The organism is Streptomyces sp. (assembly GCF_035563135.1).
Taxonomy (GTDB): Bacteria; Actinomycetota; Actinomycetes; order Streptomycetales; family Streptomycetaceae; genus Streptomyces.
Genome location: NZ_DATMVN010000248.1, coordinates 1 through 15,763, shown reverse-complemented (window position 1 = coordinate 15,763; position 15,763 = coordinate 1). Strand labels below are relative to the sequence as shown.

The window sequence follows — 15,763 nt, the reverse complement described above, 5'->3', positions numbered from 1 at the left end:
GCACGGGGCCGGCTGACCCGGTCTGCCGTCACGCTCCGTTTCTGCGCAGCGATACCGGGCCTCCGGCCCTCAACACCCTTCTGACCAGCGTCTTCACGTGTGTCCATGTGACGCTCCGGCGTGGCCGCAGGTTCCGCTCATGACCGTTCTCCGGGCAGATGTCCGGCGTTCATCCGGGGTACGTGCCCGCGACGCCCCGGCATGGCAGCCTCCCCTCTGCCGCGTCACCCGGCAGCGAGCCGTCCGACAGCCCTGCCGGGCCACCGGACGGGGGCGCGGGAGCCAAGGGGGACACGACGGCGTACGAGCGCCACGGTGTCAGCCGAGGGGAAGAGCGAGAGGGGCACGGACATGGAGAGCGTCACCGCTGTCTTCGCCGGTGCGGCATTCACGCTGTTCGGAGCCGCTCTCCTCGTATGGACGGGGGCGCGCACCATTCAGCGTGCGCCGGTTGCGCTCGGTGTGAGCCCCGTCGCCTCCACCGTTCTCGCCACGTTCTTCGGCGTACTCTTCCTCGTCCTCGGCGTGTGGTGCTTCACCCGCAGCTGATCCGCTGCTCCGGCAGGGGACGGCGGCCTCGGACCGGCCGCCCGGCAGGCTCCTCCGCCAGGCCTCGAAACCCGCAGGCGAAAGCCGTGTGAGGGCCGGACCGGGCAGTCCGGGCGGCAGGAATGGCGGAAGTCGGGTTACCGTTCGAGTGGCCGTTGCGGGCTTTTGCCGTTTGACACGGGGGCGGGTTGTACCGTCACACTCCGCAGCGACAGCACCGCGGGCAGCGTCAGAGCGCTGCCCGGATGCCCACGAGTGCCGACCGGAGAGAAGAGCGAAGTTGTCCCCGACCAGCGAGACCGCAGGCCGCCGACTCGTCATTGTCGAGTCGCCTGCCAAGGCGAAGACGATCAAGGGCTATCTCGGCCCCGGATACGTCGTCGAGGCGAGCGTCGGGCACATCCGCGACCTGCCGAACGGCGCCGCCGAGGTGCCGGATGAATACACCGGTGAGGTACGCCGCCTCGGTGTGGACGTCGAGAACGACTTCCAGCCGATCTACGTCGTCAACGCAGACAAGAAAGCCCAGGTCAGGAAGCTCAAGCAGCTTCTCGCCGAATCCGACGAACTCTTCCTCGCCACCGATGAGGACCGCGAGGGCGAAGCCATCGCGTGGCACCTGCAGGAAGTCCTCAAGCCCAAGGTCCCGGTCCACCGGATGGTCTTCCACGAGATCACCAAGGACGCGATCCGGGCCGCGGTCGCCAATCCGCGCGAGCTCAACCAGCGCATGGTCGACGCCCAGGAGACCCGCCGTATCCTCGACCGCCTCTACGGCTACGAGGTCTCGCCGGTCCTGTGGAAGAAGGTCATGCCGCGGCTCTCCGCGGGCCGTGTCCAGTCCGTGGCCACCCGCCTCGTCGTCGAGCGCGAGCGCGAGCGCATCGCCTTCCGGTCCGCCGAGTACTGGGACCTGACCGGTACCTTCGCCACCGGCCGCACCGGGGACATCTCCGACCCTTCGACGCTCACCGCCCGCCTCAGCGCGGTCGACGGGCGCCGCATCGCCCAGGGCCGCGACTTCGGCCCGGACGGGCAGCTCAAGTCCTCCTCGGGCCAGACGCTGCACCTGGACGAGGTGAATGCCCGCGCCCTGGCCGCGGCACTCGCCGGCTCCACGTTCGCGGTCCGCTCGGTGGAGTCCAAGCCGTACCGCCGCTCGCCGTACGCACCCTTCCGCACGACGACCCTCCAGCAGGAGGCGAGCCGGAAGCTGGGCTTCGGAGCCAAGGCCACGATGCAGGTGGCGCAGAAGCTGTACGAGAACGGCTTCATCACCTATATGCGTACGGACTCCACGACCCTCTCGGACACCGCGGTCTCCGCGGCCCGGGCGCAGGTCACGCAGCTGTACGGGGCGAACTACCTGCCCGACAGGCCCCGCACGTACGCCGGGAAGGTCAAGAACGCGCAGGAGGCGCACGAGGCGATCCGCCCCTCCGGCGACCGCTTCCGCACCCCGGCCGAGACGGGCCTCACCGGTGACCAGTTCCGGCTGTACGAGCTGATCTGGAAGCGGACCGTCGCCTCCCAGATGAAGGACGCCACGGGCAACTCCGTCACCGTGAAGATCGGCGGCCGGGCGAGCGACGGCCGCGACGCCGAGTTCTCCGCGTCCGGCAAGACGATCACCTTCCACGGCTTCATGAAGGCGTACGTCGAAGGCGCGGACGACCCGAACGCCGAGCTGGACGACCGCGAGCGCAGGCTGCCGCAGGTGGCCGAGGGCGACGCGCTGACCGCCGACGAGGTCACGGTCGACGGCCACGCGACCAAGCCGCCGGCCCGTTACACCGAGGCCTCGCTGGTCAAGGAGCTCGAAGAGCGGGAGATCGGCCGCCCGTCGACGTACGCCTCGATCATCGGGACCATCCTGGACCGCGGTTACGTGTTCAAGAAGGGGACGGCCCTGGTGCCGTCGTTCCTCTCGTTCGCCGTGGTCAACCTGCTGGAGAAGCACTTCGGCCGCCTCGTCGACTACGACTTCACCGCACGCATGGAGGACGACCTCGACCGCATCGCGCGGGGTGAGGCCCAGTCCGTGCCGTGGCTGCGGCACTTCTACTTCGGCACCGGCGACGACACCGCCGGAGCGGGCACCGCCTCCGCCGCGGGCAACGGCGACGGGGACCACCTCGGCGGCCTGAAGGAGCTCGTGACGGACCTGGGTGCGATCGACGCCCGTGAAATTTCCTCGTTCCCCGTCGGCAACGACATCAAGCTCCGCGTCGGCCGCTACGGGCCGTACATCGAGCGTGGCGAGAAGGACTCCGAGGGCCACCAGCGCGCGGACGTGCCGGAGGACCTGGCCCCCGACGAACTGTCCGTGGAACTCGCGGAGGAGCTGCTGGCCAAGCCGAGCGGCGATTTCGAGCTGGGCACCGACCCGGTCAGCGGCAACCAGATCATCGCGAAGGACGGGCGTTACGGCCCGTACGTCACCGAGGTGCTGCCCGAGGGCACGCCGAAGACGGGCAAGAACGCGGTGAAGCCGCGGACCGCGTCGCTCTTCAAGTCCATGTCGCTCGACACGGTGACGCTGGCAGACGCGCTCAAGCTGATGTCCCTGCCGAGGGTCGTCGGCGAGGACGCCGAGGGCGTCGAGATCACCGCGCAGAACGGCCGTTACGGGCCCTACCTCAAGAAGGGCACGGACTCGCGTTCCCTGACGTCCGAGGACCAGCTCTTCGACATCACCCTCGAAGAGGCCCTCGCGATCTATGCCCAGCCGAAGCAGCGCGGGCGGGCCGCCGCCAAGCCGCCGCTGAAGGAACTGGGCACGGACCCCGTGAGCGGGGCTCCGGTGGTCGTGAAGGACGGCCGCTTCGGTGCGTACGTCACCGACGGCGAGACGAACGCGACACTGCGGACCGACGACAGCGTCGAGGGCATCACGCCGGAGCGCGGCTACGAGCTGCTCGCCGAGAAGCGGGCCAAGGGGCCGGCGAAGAAGAAGACGGCGAAGAAGGCCCCTGCCAAGAAGGCGACCGCGAAGAAGGCCACGACGGCCAAGAAGGCGGTGGCGAAGAAGACGACCGCCGCCAAGACGACCGCCACCAGGACGACGGCGGCGAAGAAGACGGCCGCGGCCAAGAAGGCGCCTGCGAAAAAGGCGGCCGTCGCGGCGAAGGAGACGGCTCCGGCCTCGTCCGAGGAGAGCTGACCACCCGGCGGCCGACGGTGAAACGCCGGCCGCCGGACCTCGGCCGTGGGGTCCGCCGCGGAGGCCGGTCGTCGGGCCCCGGCCGTGGGATCCGCTGCGGAGGTCGGCCGTCGGCTGCGCAGGGGTGGAGAGCTGGCCACCGGTTGTGTCCGAACGCCGGAAGGGCCGGGTCGCCCCGGCCCTTCCGGCGTTCGTATGAGGTGCTGCCGGCGTTCGCATGAGGTGCTGCCGCGCCTCCACTGATCGTATGTTCGGACGCGGCCCCCGGGTACCGCACCGCTCCCGATAGGCTGGGCGGATGACGCGAGCCGAGCAGCCACCGGTCGTGAGCCCCACCTCCGACACACTTGCCGCAGACTCACGCGAGCGCGCCGTACGAGCCCTGTTGCGTGTTCCCCCGCTCAGGCGGTTGTGGAGCGCCCAGCTCGTCGGCGGTATCGGCGATTCACTCGCCCTTCTCGTGCTTGTGCTGTTGTCTCTGCAGGCGGCGGTCCTCGAGGGCTCCTTCGGGGCCGGATACCGGGGGGCGGCCTTTGCCGTCGCCGCCGTGTTCGGTGCCCGGATCCTTTCCACCGTGCTCTTCGGAGCCGTACTCCTGGGACCGCTGACGGCGCTCACGGCGCCCGGCGGCCCGGTCGACCGGCGCTGGCTGATGATCGGGGTGGACGCGCTGCGCCTCGCCCTGCTGGTCGTCGCGCCCCTGTGGATCGACTGGATGCCTGACAAGGCACTCATGATGATCCTGATCACCGTCTTCGTGGCGGGTGCCGGCGAGCGGCTGTGGACGGTGGCCAAGGAGAGCGCGGCTCCGGCGCTGCTCCCCGCCCCGCCCCCGGAGGGCGCCGCCGTGCGCCCGCTGCCGGACCACCTCGACGCCCTTCGCAGGCTCTCCCTGCGGACGAACTTCCTGTCGGTTCCCGCGGCCGCGGCCGTGCTGGTGGTCGCCGCGCTGATCGGTGAGCTCCTCGGCACCGGCTTCGACTGGTTCTCCTTCCACCAGGCCGCTCTCGGTTCCTACGTCGCGGCGGGACTCTTCTCGGCCTCCGTCTCGATCCTGTACTTCCTCCGGCTTCCGGCCACGCAGACGCCCCGCCCGCGCTCGCCCCTGGAGGGGCTGCGCCGGCCTGCCACCGGCACGGGGCCCGACAAGGGCCGCACCGGCAGCATCCCGCTGGTCGTCGCCGCGTGCTCCGCGGTCGCCGGGGCGATCGCCGCCGCTGCGGCCGTCTCCGTGCTGCACGCCGCCGACCTCGACGGCGGACCTGCCACCTTCGCCCTGCTGATCCTGGCTCTGACCGGTGGCACGGCCCTCGGTATCCGTACCGCGCAGAAGGTGCTGCCCGCCCTGTCGCGGCGCCGGCTGCTCGCACTGGCCGTCGCGGTCACGGGCGTGGCGCTGCTCGCGCTCGGCCTGGTGCCCGACACCGCCACCGGACTGCTGCTCGCGCTGCTCGCCGGTTACGCGGCGGGGGTCGCCGCCCACATCGGGCACGCGGTCATCGACCAGGAGACGGAGGCTTTCCGGCAGGCCAGGTCAACCGAGCACCTCCAGGCAGTCGTCCGGGTGCTGGTCGCGCTCGGCGCGGTGGGCGGTCCGCTGCTCGCCGCGGCCATCGGACGCCACCGTCTGGGATCCGGTGACTTCGTCTTCGCACACGGTGGAGCGGCCTTCGCGCTGATGCTCATCGGCGCCCTGCTGCTGCCGGTCGCCGTGATCGTCCTTGCCAGGACCGACGACCGTGCCGGTGTGCCGCTCCGCCGTGACCTGCGTGAGGCGCTGCGCGGCGGCGACCCCGCCGTCGCGCCCGCGGCGAACGGTTTCTTCCTCGCCCTGGAAGGCGGCGACGGAGCGGGCAAGTCCACCCAGGTCGAGGCGCTCGCCGAATGGATCCGGGCCAAGGGCCACGAGGTCGTCGTGACGCGCGAGCCGGGGGCCACCCCGGTCGGCAAGCGACTGCGTTCGATCCTGCTGGACGTCTCGTCGGCCGGCCTGTCGAACCGCGCCGAGGCACTCCTGTACGCCGCCGACCGTGCCGAGCACGTGGACTCGGTCGTCCGTCCGGCGCTGGAGCGCGGCGCGATCGTCATCTCGGACCGCTACATCGACTCGTCCGTGGCCTACCAGGGAGCGGGCCGGGACCTCGCCCCGACCGAGATCGCCCGGATCTCGCGCTGGGCGACGAGCGGACTCGTACCGCATCTGACGGTGCTCCTGGACGTCGACCCGGAGACGGCGCGGGAACGCTTCACCGAGGCGCCCGACCGGCTGGAGTCCGAACCGGCCGAATTCCACACCCGGGTGCGGTCCGGCTTCCTCACCCTCGCGGCGGCCGACCCGGCCCGTTACCTCGTGGTGGACGCCGGACAGGAACCCGAAGCGATCACCACCGTCGTACGCCACCGGCTCGACCGGCTCCTGCCGCTCTCCGAGGCCGAGATCAAGGCCCGGGAGGAGGCGCGCAGGGCGGCCGAGGAGGAGGCCCGGCGCAAGGCCGAGGAAGAGGCGGCCCGCAAGGCCGAGGAGGAGCGGCTGGAGCGTGAGCGGCAGGCTCAGCTCGCCAAGCTCCGGGCCGAGGAGGAGGAGCGCAGGCGCCGCGAGGAGGAGGAGGCGCGGCAGCGCGAGGCGGAACGGCAGGCGGAGGAGGCCCGGCAGCGCGCCGAGGAGGCCCGTCGCCGCGCCGAGGAGGAGCGGGCGCGTCTCGAGGCCGAGGAACGCGCACGCGAGGCCGAGCAGGAGCGGTTGCGCGCGCAGGCCCAGGAGGAGGCGCGGCTGCGCAAGGAGGCGGAGACACTGCGCCTGGAGAAGCAGCGCAAGGCTGAGGAGGCGCTGGTGAGGGCCGAGGAGGCCCGCCGTCGCGCCGAGGCCGAGGCGGCTGCCCGGGCCGAGGAGGCCGCTGCTGCGGCTGCCGCCCAGCGTTCCCAGGAGTCCGGCCGGTCCGGGCCCGGGTCCGGCTCCGGGTCCGCCGGGCCGTCCGTGCCGGACAACGAGCTCACCGTCCCGACTCCGGTCGTGAACCCGAACGAGATCACCCAGCCCGTGCCCGTCGCCCGGCCGGACCGCCCGGCGGACGGGACGGCGGTCCTGCCGCCCGTGCGGGACGCGGACGAGACAGCGGTCCTGCCGCCCGTGCGGGACGAGAACCCGTCCGACCGCGTACCGCCGGGTGTCTTCCGTGACGAGCCCCGCGCTTTTGCTGCCGAGAGCGAGAACGAGCGCACGCGTGAACTGCCGCAGATCGAGGTCCCGCAGGGTGAGGACCCGCAGGCGGACCGGGAGGCTCAGGACGCTCCCGGCCGCCGGAAGCGGCCGCGTCCCGACTGGGCCGAGGAGACGCCGCTCGACGACCTGCCGTCCCTGGCGGACGAACTGCTCGGCGGCAACGACGAGGATCAGGGCGGCTCCGGACGGGGCGGACGCCGGCCGCGCCGCTGACGGGCGGAGAGCCCGGGGACGGAACGCCGGGACTGTCAGTGCCTTCCCGCACAATGGGGAGGCGTCGGCATCCCGGCGTTCCCGCAGCACACCACCGGAAGGGCGGTGACCATGACCGTATGGGACGACCTGGTCGGACAGGACCGGGTGCAGGAGCAGCTCGGAGCCGCCGCCCGGGACGCCGATGCGCTGGTCACCGCCAATTCCGAGGGTGAGCCGGTTCCTCCGGGCTCGAAGATGACCCATGCCTGGCTGTTCACGGGTCCGCCCGGCTCCGGCCGGTCCACCGCCGCCCGTGCCTTCGCCGCGGCGCTCCAGTGCACCAGCCCCGACCGCGCCCTGGGCGGGGCTCCCGGCTGCGGGTTCTGCGACGGCTGCCACACGGCCCTGATCGGGACCCACGCCGACGTCGAGGTGATCCGCACGGATCTGCTCTCCATCGGTGTGAAGGAGACCCGTGAGCTGGTCCGCCGCGCCCAGCTGTCCCCCGCCGTGGGCCGCTGGCAGGTCATCGTCATGGAGGACGCCGACCGTCTCACCGAGGGCGCCGGGAACGTCCTGCTGAAGGCGGTGGAGGAGCCCGCGCCCCGCACGGTGTGGCTGCTCTGCGCCCCCTCCCTCGAAGACGTGCTGCCCACGATCCGTTCCCGGTGCCGCCACCTCACGTTGCGTACGCCTCCCGTGGACGCCGTGGCCGATGTGCTGGTCAGACGCGACGGCATCGACCCCGAGAGGGCGGCGGCAGCCGCCCGTGCCACTCAGGGGCACATCGACAGGGCGCGCCGCCTGGCCACGGACGAGCGGGCGCGTTCCCGTCGTGCTGCCGTGCTCAAGCTCCCGCTGCGTGTTCATGATGTCGGTGGCTGTCTCAAGGCGGCCCAGGAGCTCATCGACACGGCTACGGACGACGCCAAGCAGGTCGCCGAGGAGGTCGACGTCAAGGAGACGGACGAGCTGAAGGCGGCGCTCGGCGGGGTGGCCGGGGGCCGGATGCCGCGCGGGACGGCAGGTGCGATGAAGGAGCTGGAGGACAGGCAGAAGCGCCGGAGGACGCGTACGCAGCGCGACAGCCTCGATCTCGCGCTGAGTGAACTCACCGGTTTCTACCGTGATGTGCTGGCGCTCCAGCTCGGCTCCCGGATCGCCCTCGCCAACACCGACGTACGGGACGCCCTGGACCGGATCGCCGAGTCGTCCACCCCCGAGCGCACCCTCCGCCGGATCGAGGCCGTGTTCGCCTGCCGCCGCGCCCTCGACCGCAACGTCGCGCCGCTGCTCGCCGTGGAGGCGATGACGATGGCGCTCCGGGCGGGCTGACCTCCGGCGGCGTCCGGCACCCCGCGTGGTGGAGCAGTCTCCCGTCGTCCCGTAGTCCCGCATGGTCCACGGAGTCGAGCGGATTCACCCGTAAGAGCGGGAAATCGGTTGAATCGTCACGCGGAGGCTACGCTCCGGGGATGGACACCAGGCGCCTGCTCCGTATCTTCGCCACCGCGCTCGGCACTGCCGGTCTTCTCCTCTCCGGCTGCAGCAGCGGAAGTCCGTCGTCGAGTGCGTCGGCGACGGGTTCGGCCACCGCCGAGGAGCTGGAGCCGTACTACGGACAGAAGCTGAGTTGGCGGGACTGCGGGGTGGAGGGCTTCCAGTGCGCCACGATGAAGGCCCCGCTGGACTACGCGAAGCCTGACGGCGGAGACGTCGAGCTGGCTGTCTCCCGTAAGAAGGCCACGGGGCCGGGCGAGCGGATCGGCTCGCTCCTGGTGAATCCCGGCGGTCCCGGGGGCTCGGCCATCGATTATCTCCAGGGGTACGCGGCCATCGGTTACCCCGCCCCCGTCCGGGCCCGGTACGACATGGTGTCCATCGATCCGCGCGGGGTGGCCCGCAGCGAACCGGTCGAGTGCCTCACCGGCAAGGAGATGGACGCCTACACACAGGTCGACCAGACGCCGGACGACAAGGGCGAGATCACCGCGCTGAGGAAGTCCTTCGAGAAGTTCGCCGACGGCTGCGAGAAGCGCTCCGGCAAGATCCTTCCCCATGTCTCCACGGTCGAGACGGCGCGCGACATGGACATCCTGCGCTCCCTGCTCGGCGACGAGAAGCTGCATTACGTCGGCGCCTCGTACGGCACCTTCCTCGGGGCGACCTACGCCGAGCTGTTCCCCGCCCGGGTGGGCCGTCTCGTCCTGGACGGGGCGATGGACCCCTCGCTCCCCGCGCTCGACATCAACCGTGACCAGACCGCCGGCTTCGAGGGGGCGTTCCAGTCCTTCGCCGCGGACTGTGTGAAGCAGCCGGACTGCCCGCTGGGCACCTCCTCCACCGCCGGTGCGGCGGCCGCGCTGAAGAAGCTCTTCTCCGACCTGGACACCGATCCCGTGCCGGCCGGTGGGACCCGGCAGCTGACCGAATCCCTGGCGACCACGGGCGTGATCGCCGCGATGTACGACGAGTCCGCCTGGCCCCAGCTCCGCGAAGCCGTCGCCGCCGCGCAGCGCGGCGACGGCGCCGGCCTCCTCTCCCTGGCCGACAGCTACTACGAGCGCGGGCCGAGCGGCGAGTACGCCAACCTGATGTTCGCCAACGCCGCTGTGAACTGCCTCGACCTGGCCCCCGCCTTCACCGGCCCCGCGGCGGCGGAGAAGGCCCTCCCGGAATTCGAGAAGGCCTCCCCGGTCTTCGGCAGGGGCTTCGCCTGGGCCGCGCTGAACTGTGGCTCCTGGCCCGTGGACGCCACGGGCACTCCGCACCGCACCGAGGCGGAGGGCGCCGCCCCGATCGTCGTGGTCGGCACCACGCGCGACCCGGCCACCCCGTACAAGTGGGCGGAGTCCCTCGCGGACCAGCTCTCCTCCGGGACGCTGCTCACCTATGACGGTGACGGGCACACGGCGTACGGCCGGGGCAGCGACTGCATCGACACGGCGATCAACACCTATCTGCTGGAGGGCACACCGCCCAAGGACAGCAAGAAGTGCACCTGACCTGCGGATACGGTCGCGAGAGCGGGTGGTGCGGAGCACCCTCGGAAACTGTGTAGACTTGGCGTCGCTGCTGACCGCACCATGGTGCGACAGAGCGTGCCGCCTTAGCTCAGTTGGCCAGAGCAACGCACTCGTAATGCGTAGGTCTCGGGTTCGAATCCCGAAGGCGGCTCTGCCGAAGCCTCAGGACTCACTCGCCGTGACCTGGGGCTTTTGCTTTTATTGAGCCCGCGGGCGAGCCGCCCGCTCCCGGACCGGGGCTGTACGGGCGGCCGGACCACCGGGAGACCGCCGGTCGTGGCGGGGGGCCGGTTCCGTGGCCCGGCGAGCCGGGTTTCTCATGGGTCTGCTTCAACCGTGCCTCACAGGGCACTGGAGTGAGCGCAGGTGACCGGGCGGAGAACGCATCCGGCCGGACGGACGGAGGCACGCGAATGACGGAGAACGCCGCGCGGCGTCCCGCGGTGCCCTCGCCCCGGTCCGGTGGAGCCGGGGATTTCCATGCCGGCACCCTGTGCGCGGAGACCGCCCCGCGCTTCGCCGCGGCGGCCGTCGCGATCGACGCGGGCGGGATGGGCTCCCCGCCGCCGGGCAGCGCCATGGTCGGTGGGTCCCCGCCCCGCCGACCTCTCGCCCACCGGCGGAGCTGTACCGGGCGGAGCCCGGATGTGCTGGTGGGTACCGTACGACCGCAGGGACGGAATCTCGCGCTCACCGACGGGGTCCGCCGGCACACACATGAGTACGGGGAGACAGGCCGCCACCCCGGCCGGCCTGGTTCCCGCCCGCATGTCCGCGGTGCCGGCCCGGGCGTACGGGCGGACGTCCGTCTGCGCTGCGGCGGCTGTCCCGCACCGGAGAGCGGTGAGGGCCATGCGCCGGTGTTCCCGCTGGAGGCGGCCGGTCGCCGCGTCCTGCGCACCGGACGCTTCCCGGTCCTCACCTCCGCGCGCCTGACGGCCCGCGCCCGGGGCGGTCACGGTACCCACCCCAACACGCTCGCCGGACCTGTACGGCAGCTCGACCGGTGCGCGGCGGGAGCGGCAGAGGCCATGACAGCGAACGGAGCGGGAGGGTCCAGGTACTCATGACCGGTGGGACGACGAGTGAGCGGGCGGGCAGGGGGCGGCTCACCGCCGTGACCCAGTGGTGGCGGCGCGCCTTCTCCTACGACGGGGACGAGCGCGACACCCTGCTGGTGATCGGGAAGAGCGCCCTCGCCGCCGGGGTGGCCTGGGTGATCGCCTATGACGTCCTCGACGCGCGCTCGCCTGCCTTCGCCCCGTTCTCGGCGGTGCTGATCATGCAGGTGACCGTCTACCGCTCGGTCGTGCAGTCACTGCGCTACGTCGGTGCCGTCGTGGCGGGGGTCCTGGTGCAGGCCGCCCTCGGGTTCCTCGCCGGTCCCGATCTGCTGACCTTCGTGCTCGTCGCCCTCATCGCCCTCGCGATCGGGCGCTGGCGTGTCCTGGGAGCACAGGGACCGCAGGTCGCCACCGCCGCGTTCTTCGCCTTCTCGACGTACACCGCGTCGTCCGGGGACGCCCAGCGTGTCTTCCGGCTGGGGGAGATCGTGGTGCTCGTCCTCATCGGCTGTGCGATCGGGACCGCCGTCAACGTCCTCGTGGCCCCGCCGCTGCGCTACCGCAGCGCCGAGTACGGCATCCGGAGTCTGGCCCGCACCCTTCACGACCTGCTCTCCGACATGTACCCCGTACTGGCCGGGGGAGTGCCCGACCAGGACACCACCGAAGGCTGGCGGGCCCGGGCGGCACGGACCGGGGAACTGATCGGGCAGGCGAGGTCGGGGCTGGAGGAATCCAAGGAGAGCCTCCAGCTCAACCCCCGGCGCCTGAGCCGCCGTTACCGGGGCCATCCCGGCTTCCGGGGGTACGAGGCCGTGCTCGGCGCCCTGGAACGCACGCTCTACCAGGTGGCCGCCCTCACCCGTGGTCTCGACCGCTCCATCGAGGAGGACGAGGCATGTCGGCCGTTCCTGCAGCGTTACGCGGCCTTCCTGGAGGCGGCCTGCGCGGTGGCGGAGGTGCTGACGACGCTGGACGAGACCACCTTGCTCGCGCAGGCGAAACGGCTGGAGCGGCTCACCGGCGAGACCGAGGCACGGCGGGACGAGGTGATAGAGGAGACCCGCCGGCTGTCCTTGGCCCTCGCCGACCCCTCGGCCCCGTACGGCATCCTCGTCACCGAGGCGACGCGCCTCCTGGAGGAGTTCCAGTACACCTGCGAGGTCCTCCTCGAAGTCGCGCCGGACGAGCACCGGGGGCCGGGCGAACCGGAGAGGTAGGCCGGCCGAGGGGATCGCCCCGTACCTTTGCCGGGCGGGTCATGACGGCCGGAGACTTCATCGGAGCCCGGAGCCCGGAGCCCGGAGCCCGGAGCCCGTACGCCGGACACCGCACCTGCACTTCGACGCGAGGGAGGGCACTCATGACCACCGGGCACAGGGAAGCGGCCGCCGATGCCGGGGCACAGGGCGTGCCCGGTCCTCTCGTCGGTGTGCACTGGCTCGCGAGCCGGGTCACGAGGCCGGGGACCGTGGTCCTCGACGCCTCGGTGGGGGCGCACCGCGAAACCGGGCGGCGCATCCCGGGAGCCCGGCGCTTCGGCATCGACGGGGCCGTGCCCGCCGCCACCATCAGCGCCTCGACCGCCACCGGCCGGAGCACCTGCGCCTTCGTGGCACCGGTGAGGCGGAGTACCGCCGGGTCACGTTCCCGGTCCGAGGCGGCCATGACCAGGGTGTTCACCAGGGTGATCCCCGTGCACAGCAGGGTGGTGCCCAGGAGGAGCAGCAGACCCGCCCGGGTGTTGCCGCCGGTTCGTGGGTGGTGCGCGGCCACCTGCGCGTCCCGCGTCATGACCGGGGTGCCGGTGTCCCGCCCGGCCGGGGGGAGCGGGAGGTGCCGGCCCTGATGGCGGAGGGCCGGCCGAACGCCTCGGTCGCCGAGGCGCTGACGGTCGGTGGGGCATGCTCAGCAAGCATTTCGGCGCGATCCTCACCGAGCTGGATCTGTCGCTGACCGATGCGACGAACCGCCGTGTCCTCGCTGGGCCGGCCTGCCTGCGGAAGGGAGCCGCTCCCGGATGCCGAAGGGCTGACGGCAGGAGTACCGTCAGCCCGCCAGCGAGGTGACCAGCTCCGCCGCCTCGTCCAGAACTGCCGTCTCGTGCGCGGTGAGCTGCGGATCCGCAGCGCGCAGGGCGGTGGCGCGGGCGAGGGCGTCGGCGGGCACGCCCCCGTCGTCCGCGAACCGGGAGAGCAGCGCCGCCAGCAGCTCCCGGAGCTGAGCACCGGCGGGGAACGACGGATCGAGGGCGGTCCGGGCCAGGATCACCGATGTCATGGCCCGGTCCAGCGCGGGCGGCCCCTCGCCGGCCGCCAGCCAGTCGATCACCATGGCACCGCCGGAAGTCATGATCACTTTTTCCGGGTGCAGGTCCAGATGCAGGATCCGGTCCTCGGGGTCCTGGGAGAGCCGCGGAGGGATCGCGTGCAGCTCCCGAAGGAGCCGTGCCAGCAGGTCCGCGCCCTCGCCTCCGGTGACCGTGCCGGCCAGCAGGGCTTCGGCCAGCGTCGGGCCGGTCAGCCGCTGCACCACCAGGTCCGTGGGAAGCGCGTCCTCGGCCGGCGGACCGATGCGCGGGACCGGGAAGCCCGAGGCCGAGAGGTACGACATCACGGCCAGCTCACCGGTGACGTCGATGCCGTGGCGGTAGCGGCGCAGGACCCAGGGGCCGTCGAGTGCGTACACATCGGCGGTGCGTCCCGTACCCAGGAGTGGGCCTATATGCATGGGGGAAACCTACCCGCGCCGTTCCGGCCGGGGGAGACACCGGCGCACGGGGATGTCCTCGGCCCGTCCCCGCAGGTGCTCCACGGTGATCTCGCCGTCGTGGTCACGGACCCGGCCGTCGTGGTGCCCGAAGCGCCGGCCGGTGCGAGGGGCGATCAGCCCGGCGTCCGTGTGCGCGGCCCGGTGGTGGAACGGCGTGAACGACAGGTCCGCCTGGCCGGACAGGGGCGTACGGAGGATCCAGGAGGACGACGGGCCGGAGACGGACCGCTGCCGGTCCGGCTCCTCGCGAACGTCGCGATCCGATCCCGCTGCCGATGCGCAACCTGCTCCCGGACGGCCTGAGGCGGATCGGGGCGGGGCCGACGATCGTGTCCTCGGAGCCCGGAGCCCGGAGCCCGGAGCCCGGAGCCCGGAGCCCGGAGCCCGGAGCCCGGCGCCCCGGCGACGGCACCCGGGAGACGGATGTCCCGGGCGGGTTATTTGGCGTCCGAGTAGCGCTCGACGACCGCCGTGCTGAACGGGAACCGCACCGGTGTCTCCCCGAACGCGACCCGGCCCGCCAGGTCCCCGGCCCTCCGGATCGCCTCCACCACCGCGGGCGCCTCCCCGGCCGGGCAGTGCACGATCACCTCGTCGTGCTGGAAGAACACCAGCTCCGCCCGCATCTCCCCGGCGGCGAGCGTCTGCCGCAGCGCCGCCAGGAGCAGCAGCGCCCAGTCCGCGGCGCTGCCCTGGACCACGAAGTTGCGGGTGAAGCGGCCCCGCGCCCGGGCGTTCGACGAGGCATAGCCCGGAGTGAATCCTGCGGTGCTCGCGCTCTCCCCGGCCGGCGGTTCCTCGCTCCCCTGCGGGATACCGGCCTCCCCGTCCTCGCCCGCCCCGGCGGCGGGCGGACTCGTGCGGCCCAGCCAGGTGCGGACGAGGCGGCCCTCCTCGCCGGCCTTCGCCGCGTCGTCGACGTAGGCGACGGCGTGCGGGAACCGCCGCCGCAGCGCCGCCAGGTTCTTCAGGCCGTCCCCCGAGGTCTGCCCGTAGACCGCGCCCAGCAGTGCGATCTTGGCGTGGTCGCGGTCGCCGTGGAACGCCCGGTCGGACAGGGCCTTGTAGAGGTCGCCCTCGTGTCCGGCCACCTCCATCAGCCCCCGGTCGCGGGAGATCGCGGCCAGCACGCGCGGCTCCATCTGGTCCGCGTCCGCCACGACCAGCCGCCAGCCCTCGTCGGCGACGACCGCCTGGCGTATCACCTTGGGGATCTGCAGGGCCCCGCCGCCGTTGGTCGTCCAGCGCCCGCTGACCGTGCCCCCGGGCTGGTACCCGGGGCGGAAGCGGCCCTCGCGCACCCAGTCCTGGAGCCAGCTCCAGCCGTGTGCCGTCCAGACGCGGTACAGCTTCTTGTAGCGGATCAGCGGCTCCACCGCCGGGTGGCCGAGCCCTTCCAGCTCCCAGCGCCGGGTCGACTTCACCTTGATCCCGGCCTGCGCGAACGCCTTGATGACATCGGCCGGCAGATCGGGCCGTACCCGTCTGCCGAAGGCGGCCGACACCTCGTCCGCGGCCTCCGCCAGCCTGCGGGGCTCGCCGCCACCGGCGTACCGCTCGCCGAGCAGGTCGTTCAGCACTTCGCGGTGTACATCGGCGCGCCAGGGGAGCCCCGATCTGTTCATCTCCGCGGCGACCAGCATGCCGGCCGATTCGGCGGCGGTGAGCAGCCGCATCCTGTCGGGGTGCTCCGTCTCCCCGTGGCGGCGCAGCTGATCCGCGTAGACCTGGAGCAGGGCCTCGAACGGCAGGTCGGTGCCGGAGCGCGGCTCGA

At 72.3% G+C, this 15,763-nt stretch carries 11 protein-coding genes and 1 tRNA gene; 8 read left to right on the top strand and 4 right to left on the bottom strand.

The window, feature by feature from the left end; genetic code table 11:
• The first annotated feature begins 351 nt into the window (after positions 1–351).
• From VN520_RS10690 to VN520_RS10655, 8 genes are all read left to right on the top strand, one after another.
• The gene (locus VN520_RS10690; RefSeq protein WP_325746652.1) at positions 352–549 is read left to right on the top strand and encodes a hypothetical protein; all 198 of its coding nucleotides are present in this window, start codon (positions 352–354) and stop codon (positions 547–549) included.
• A gap of 280 nt (positions 550–829) precedes the next feature.
• Positions 830–3,712 carry a type I DNA topoisomerase gene (gene topA / locus VN520_RS10685; protein WP_325746631.1) on the top strand — a complete coding sequence of 961 codons (2,883 nt, stop codon included), beginning with the start codon at positions 830–832 and terminating at the stop codon, positions 3,710–3,712.
• Between the two features lie 298 nt (positions 3,713–4,010).
• Entirely contained in the window at positions 4,011–7,145 is a 3,135-nt protein-coding gene (gene tmk, locus VN520_RS10680; RefSeq protein ID WP_325746630.1) for a dTMP kinase, read from the top strand.
• 111 nt (positions 7,146–7,256) lie between these two features.
• Positions 7,257–8,462 carry a DNA polymerase III subunit delta' gene (locus VN520_RS10675; protein WP_325746629.1) on the top strand — a complete coding sequence of 402 codons (1,206 nt, stop codon included), beginning with the start codon at positions 7,257–7,259 and terminating at the stop codon, positions 8,460–8,462.
• Between the two features lie 140 nt (positions 8,463–8,602).
• Positions 8,603–10,132, top strand: coding sequence for an alpha/beta hydrolase (locus VN520_RS10670; protein ID WP_325746628.1), 1,530 nt, complete (start codon positions 8,603–8,605; stop codon positions 10,130–10,132).
• A gap of 98 nt (positions 10,133–10,230) precedes the next feature.
• A tRNA-Thr gene (locus tag VN520_RS10665) sits at positions 10,231–10,304 on the top strand.
• A 262-nt stretch (positions 10,305–10,566) separates the two neighbouring features.
• Positions 10,567–11,223 carry a hypothetical protein gene (locus VN520_RS10660; protein ID WP_325746627.1) on the top strand — a complete coding sequence of 219 codons (657 nt, stop codon included), beginning with the start codon at positions 10,567–10,569 and terminating at the stop codon, positions 11,221–11,223.
• Positions 11,220–12,437 carry an FUSC family protein gene (locus VN520_RS10655; protein ID WP_325746626.1) on the top strand — a complete coding sequence of 406 codons (1,218 nt, stop codon included), beginning with the start codon at positions 11,220–11,222 and terminating at the stop codon, positions 12,435–12,437. The genes VN520_RS10660 and VN520_RS10655 overlap by 4 nt, the downstream gene beginning before the upstream one ends.
• On the opposite strand, the gene VN520_RS10650 is transcribed toward VN520_RS10655, so the two are convergent.
• From VN520_RS10650 to VN520_RS10640, 4 genes are all read right to left on the bottom strand, one after another.
• Positions 12,334–12,885 (bottom strand): hypothetical protein, encoded by a 552-nt coding sequence (locus VN520_RS10650; protein ID WP_325746651.1) that lies wholly within the window; start codon positions 12,883–12,885, stop codon positions 12,334–12,336. The two genes, VN520_RS10655 and VN520_RS10650, sit on opposite strands and share 104 nt — an antisense overlap.
• A 381-nt stretch (positions 12,886–13,266) precedes the next feature.
• Positions 13,267–13,947, bottom strand: coding sequence for a phosphotransferase (locus VN520_RS10645; RefSeq protein WP_325746625.1), 681 nt, complete (start codon positions 13,945–13,947; stop codon positions 13,267–13,269).
• A 9-nt stretch (positions 13,948–13,956) separates the two neighbouring features.
• Positions 13,957–14,154, bottom strand: a complete 198-nt coding sequence (locus VN520_RS39605; RefSeq protein ID WP_414719819.1) for a DUF2804 domain-containing protein — start codon at positions 14,152–14,154, stop codon at positions 13,957–13,959.
• Between the two features lie 272 nt (positions 14,155–14,426).
• Positions 14,427–15,763: bifunctional 3'-5' exonuclease/DNA polymerase (locus VN520_RS10640; protein ID WP_325746624.1), on the bottom strand; the 1,337-nt coding region annotated here is incomplete at its 5' end.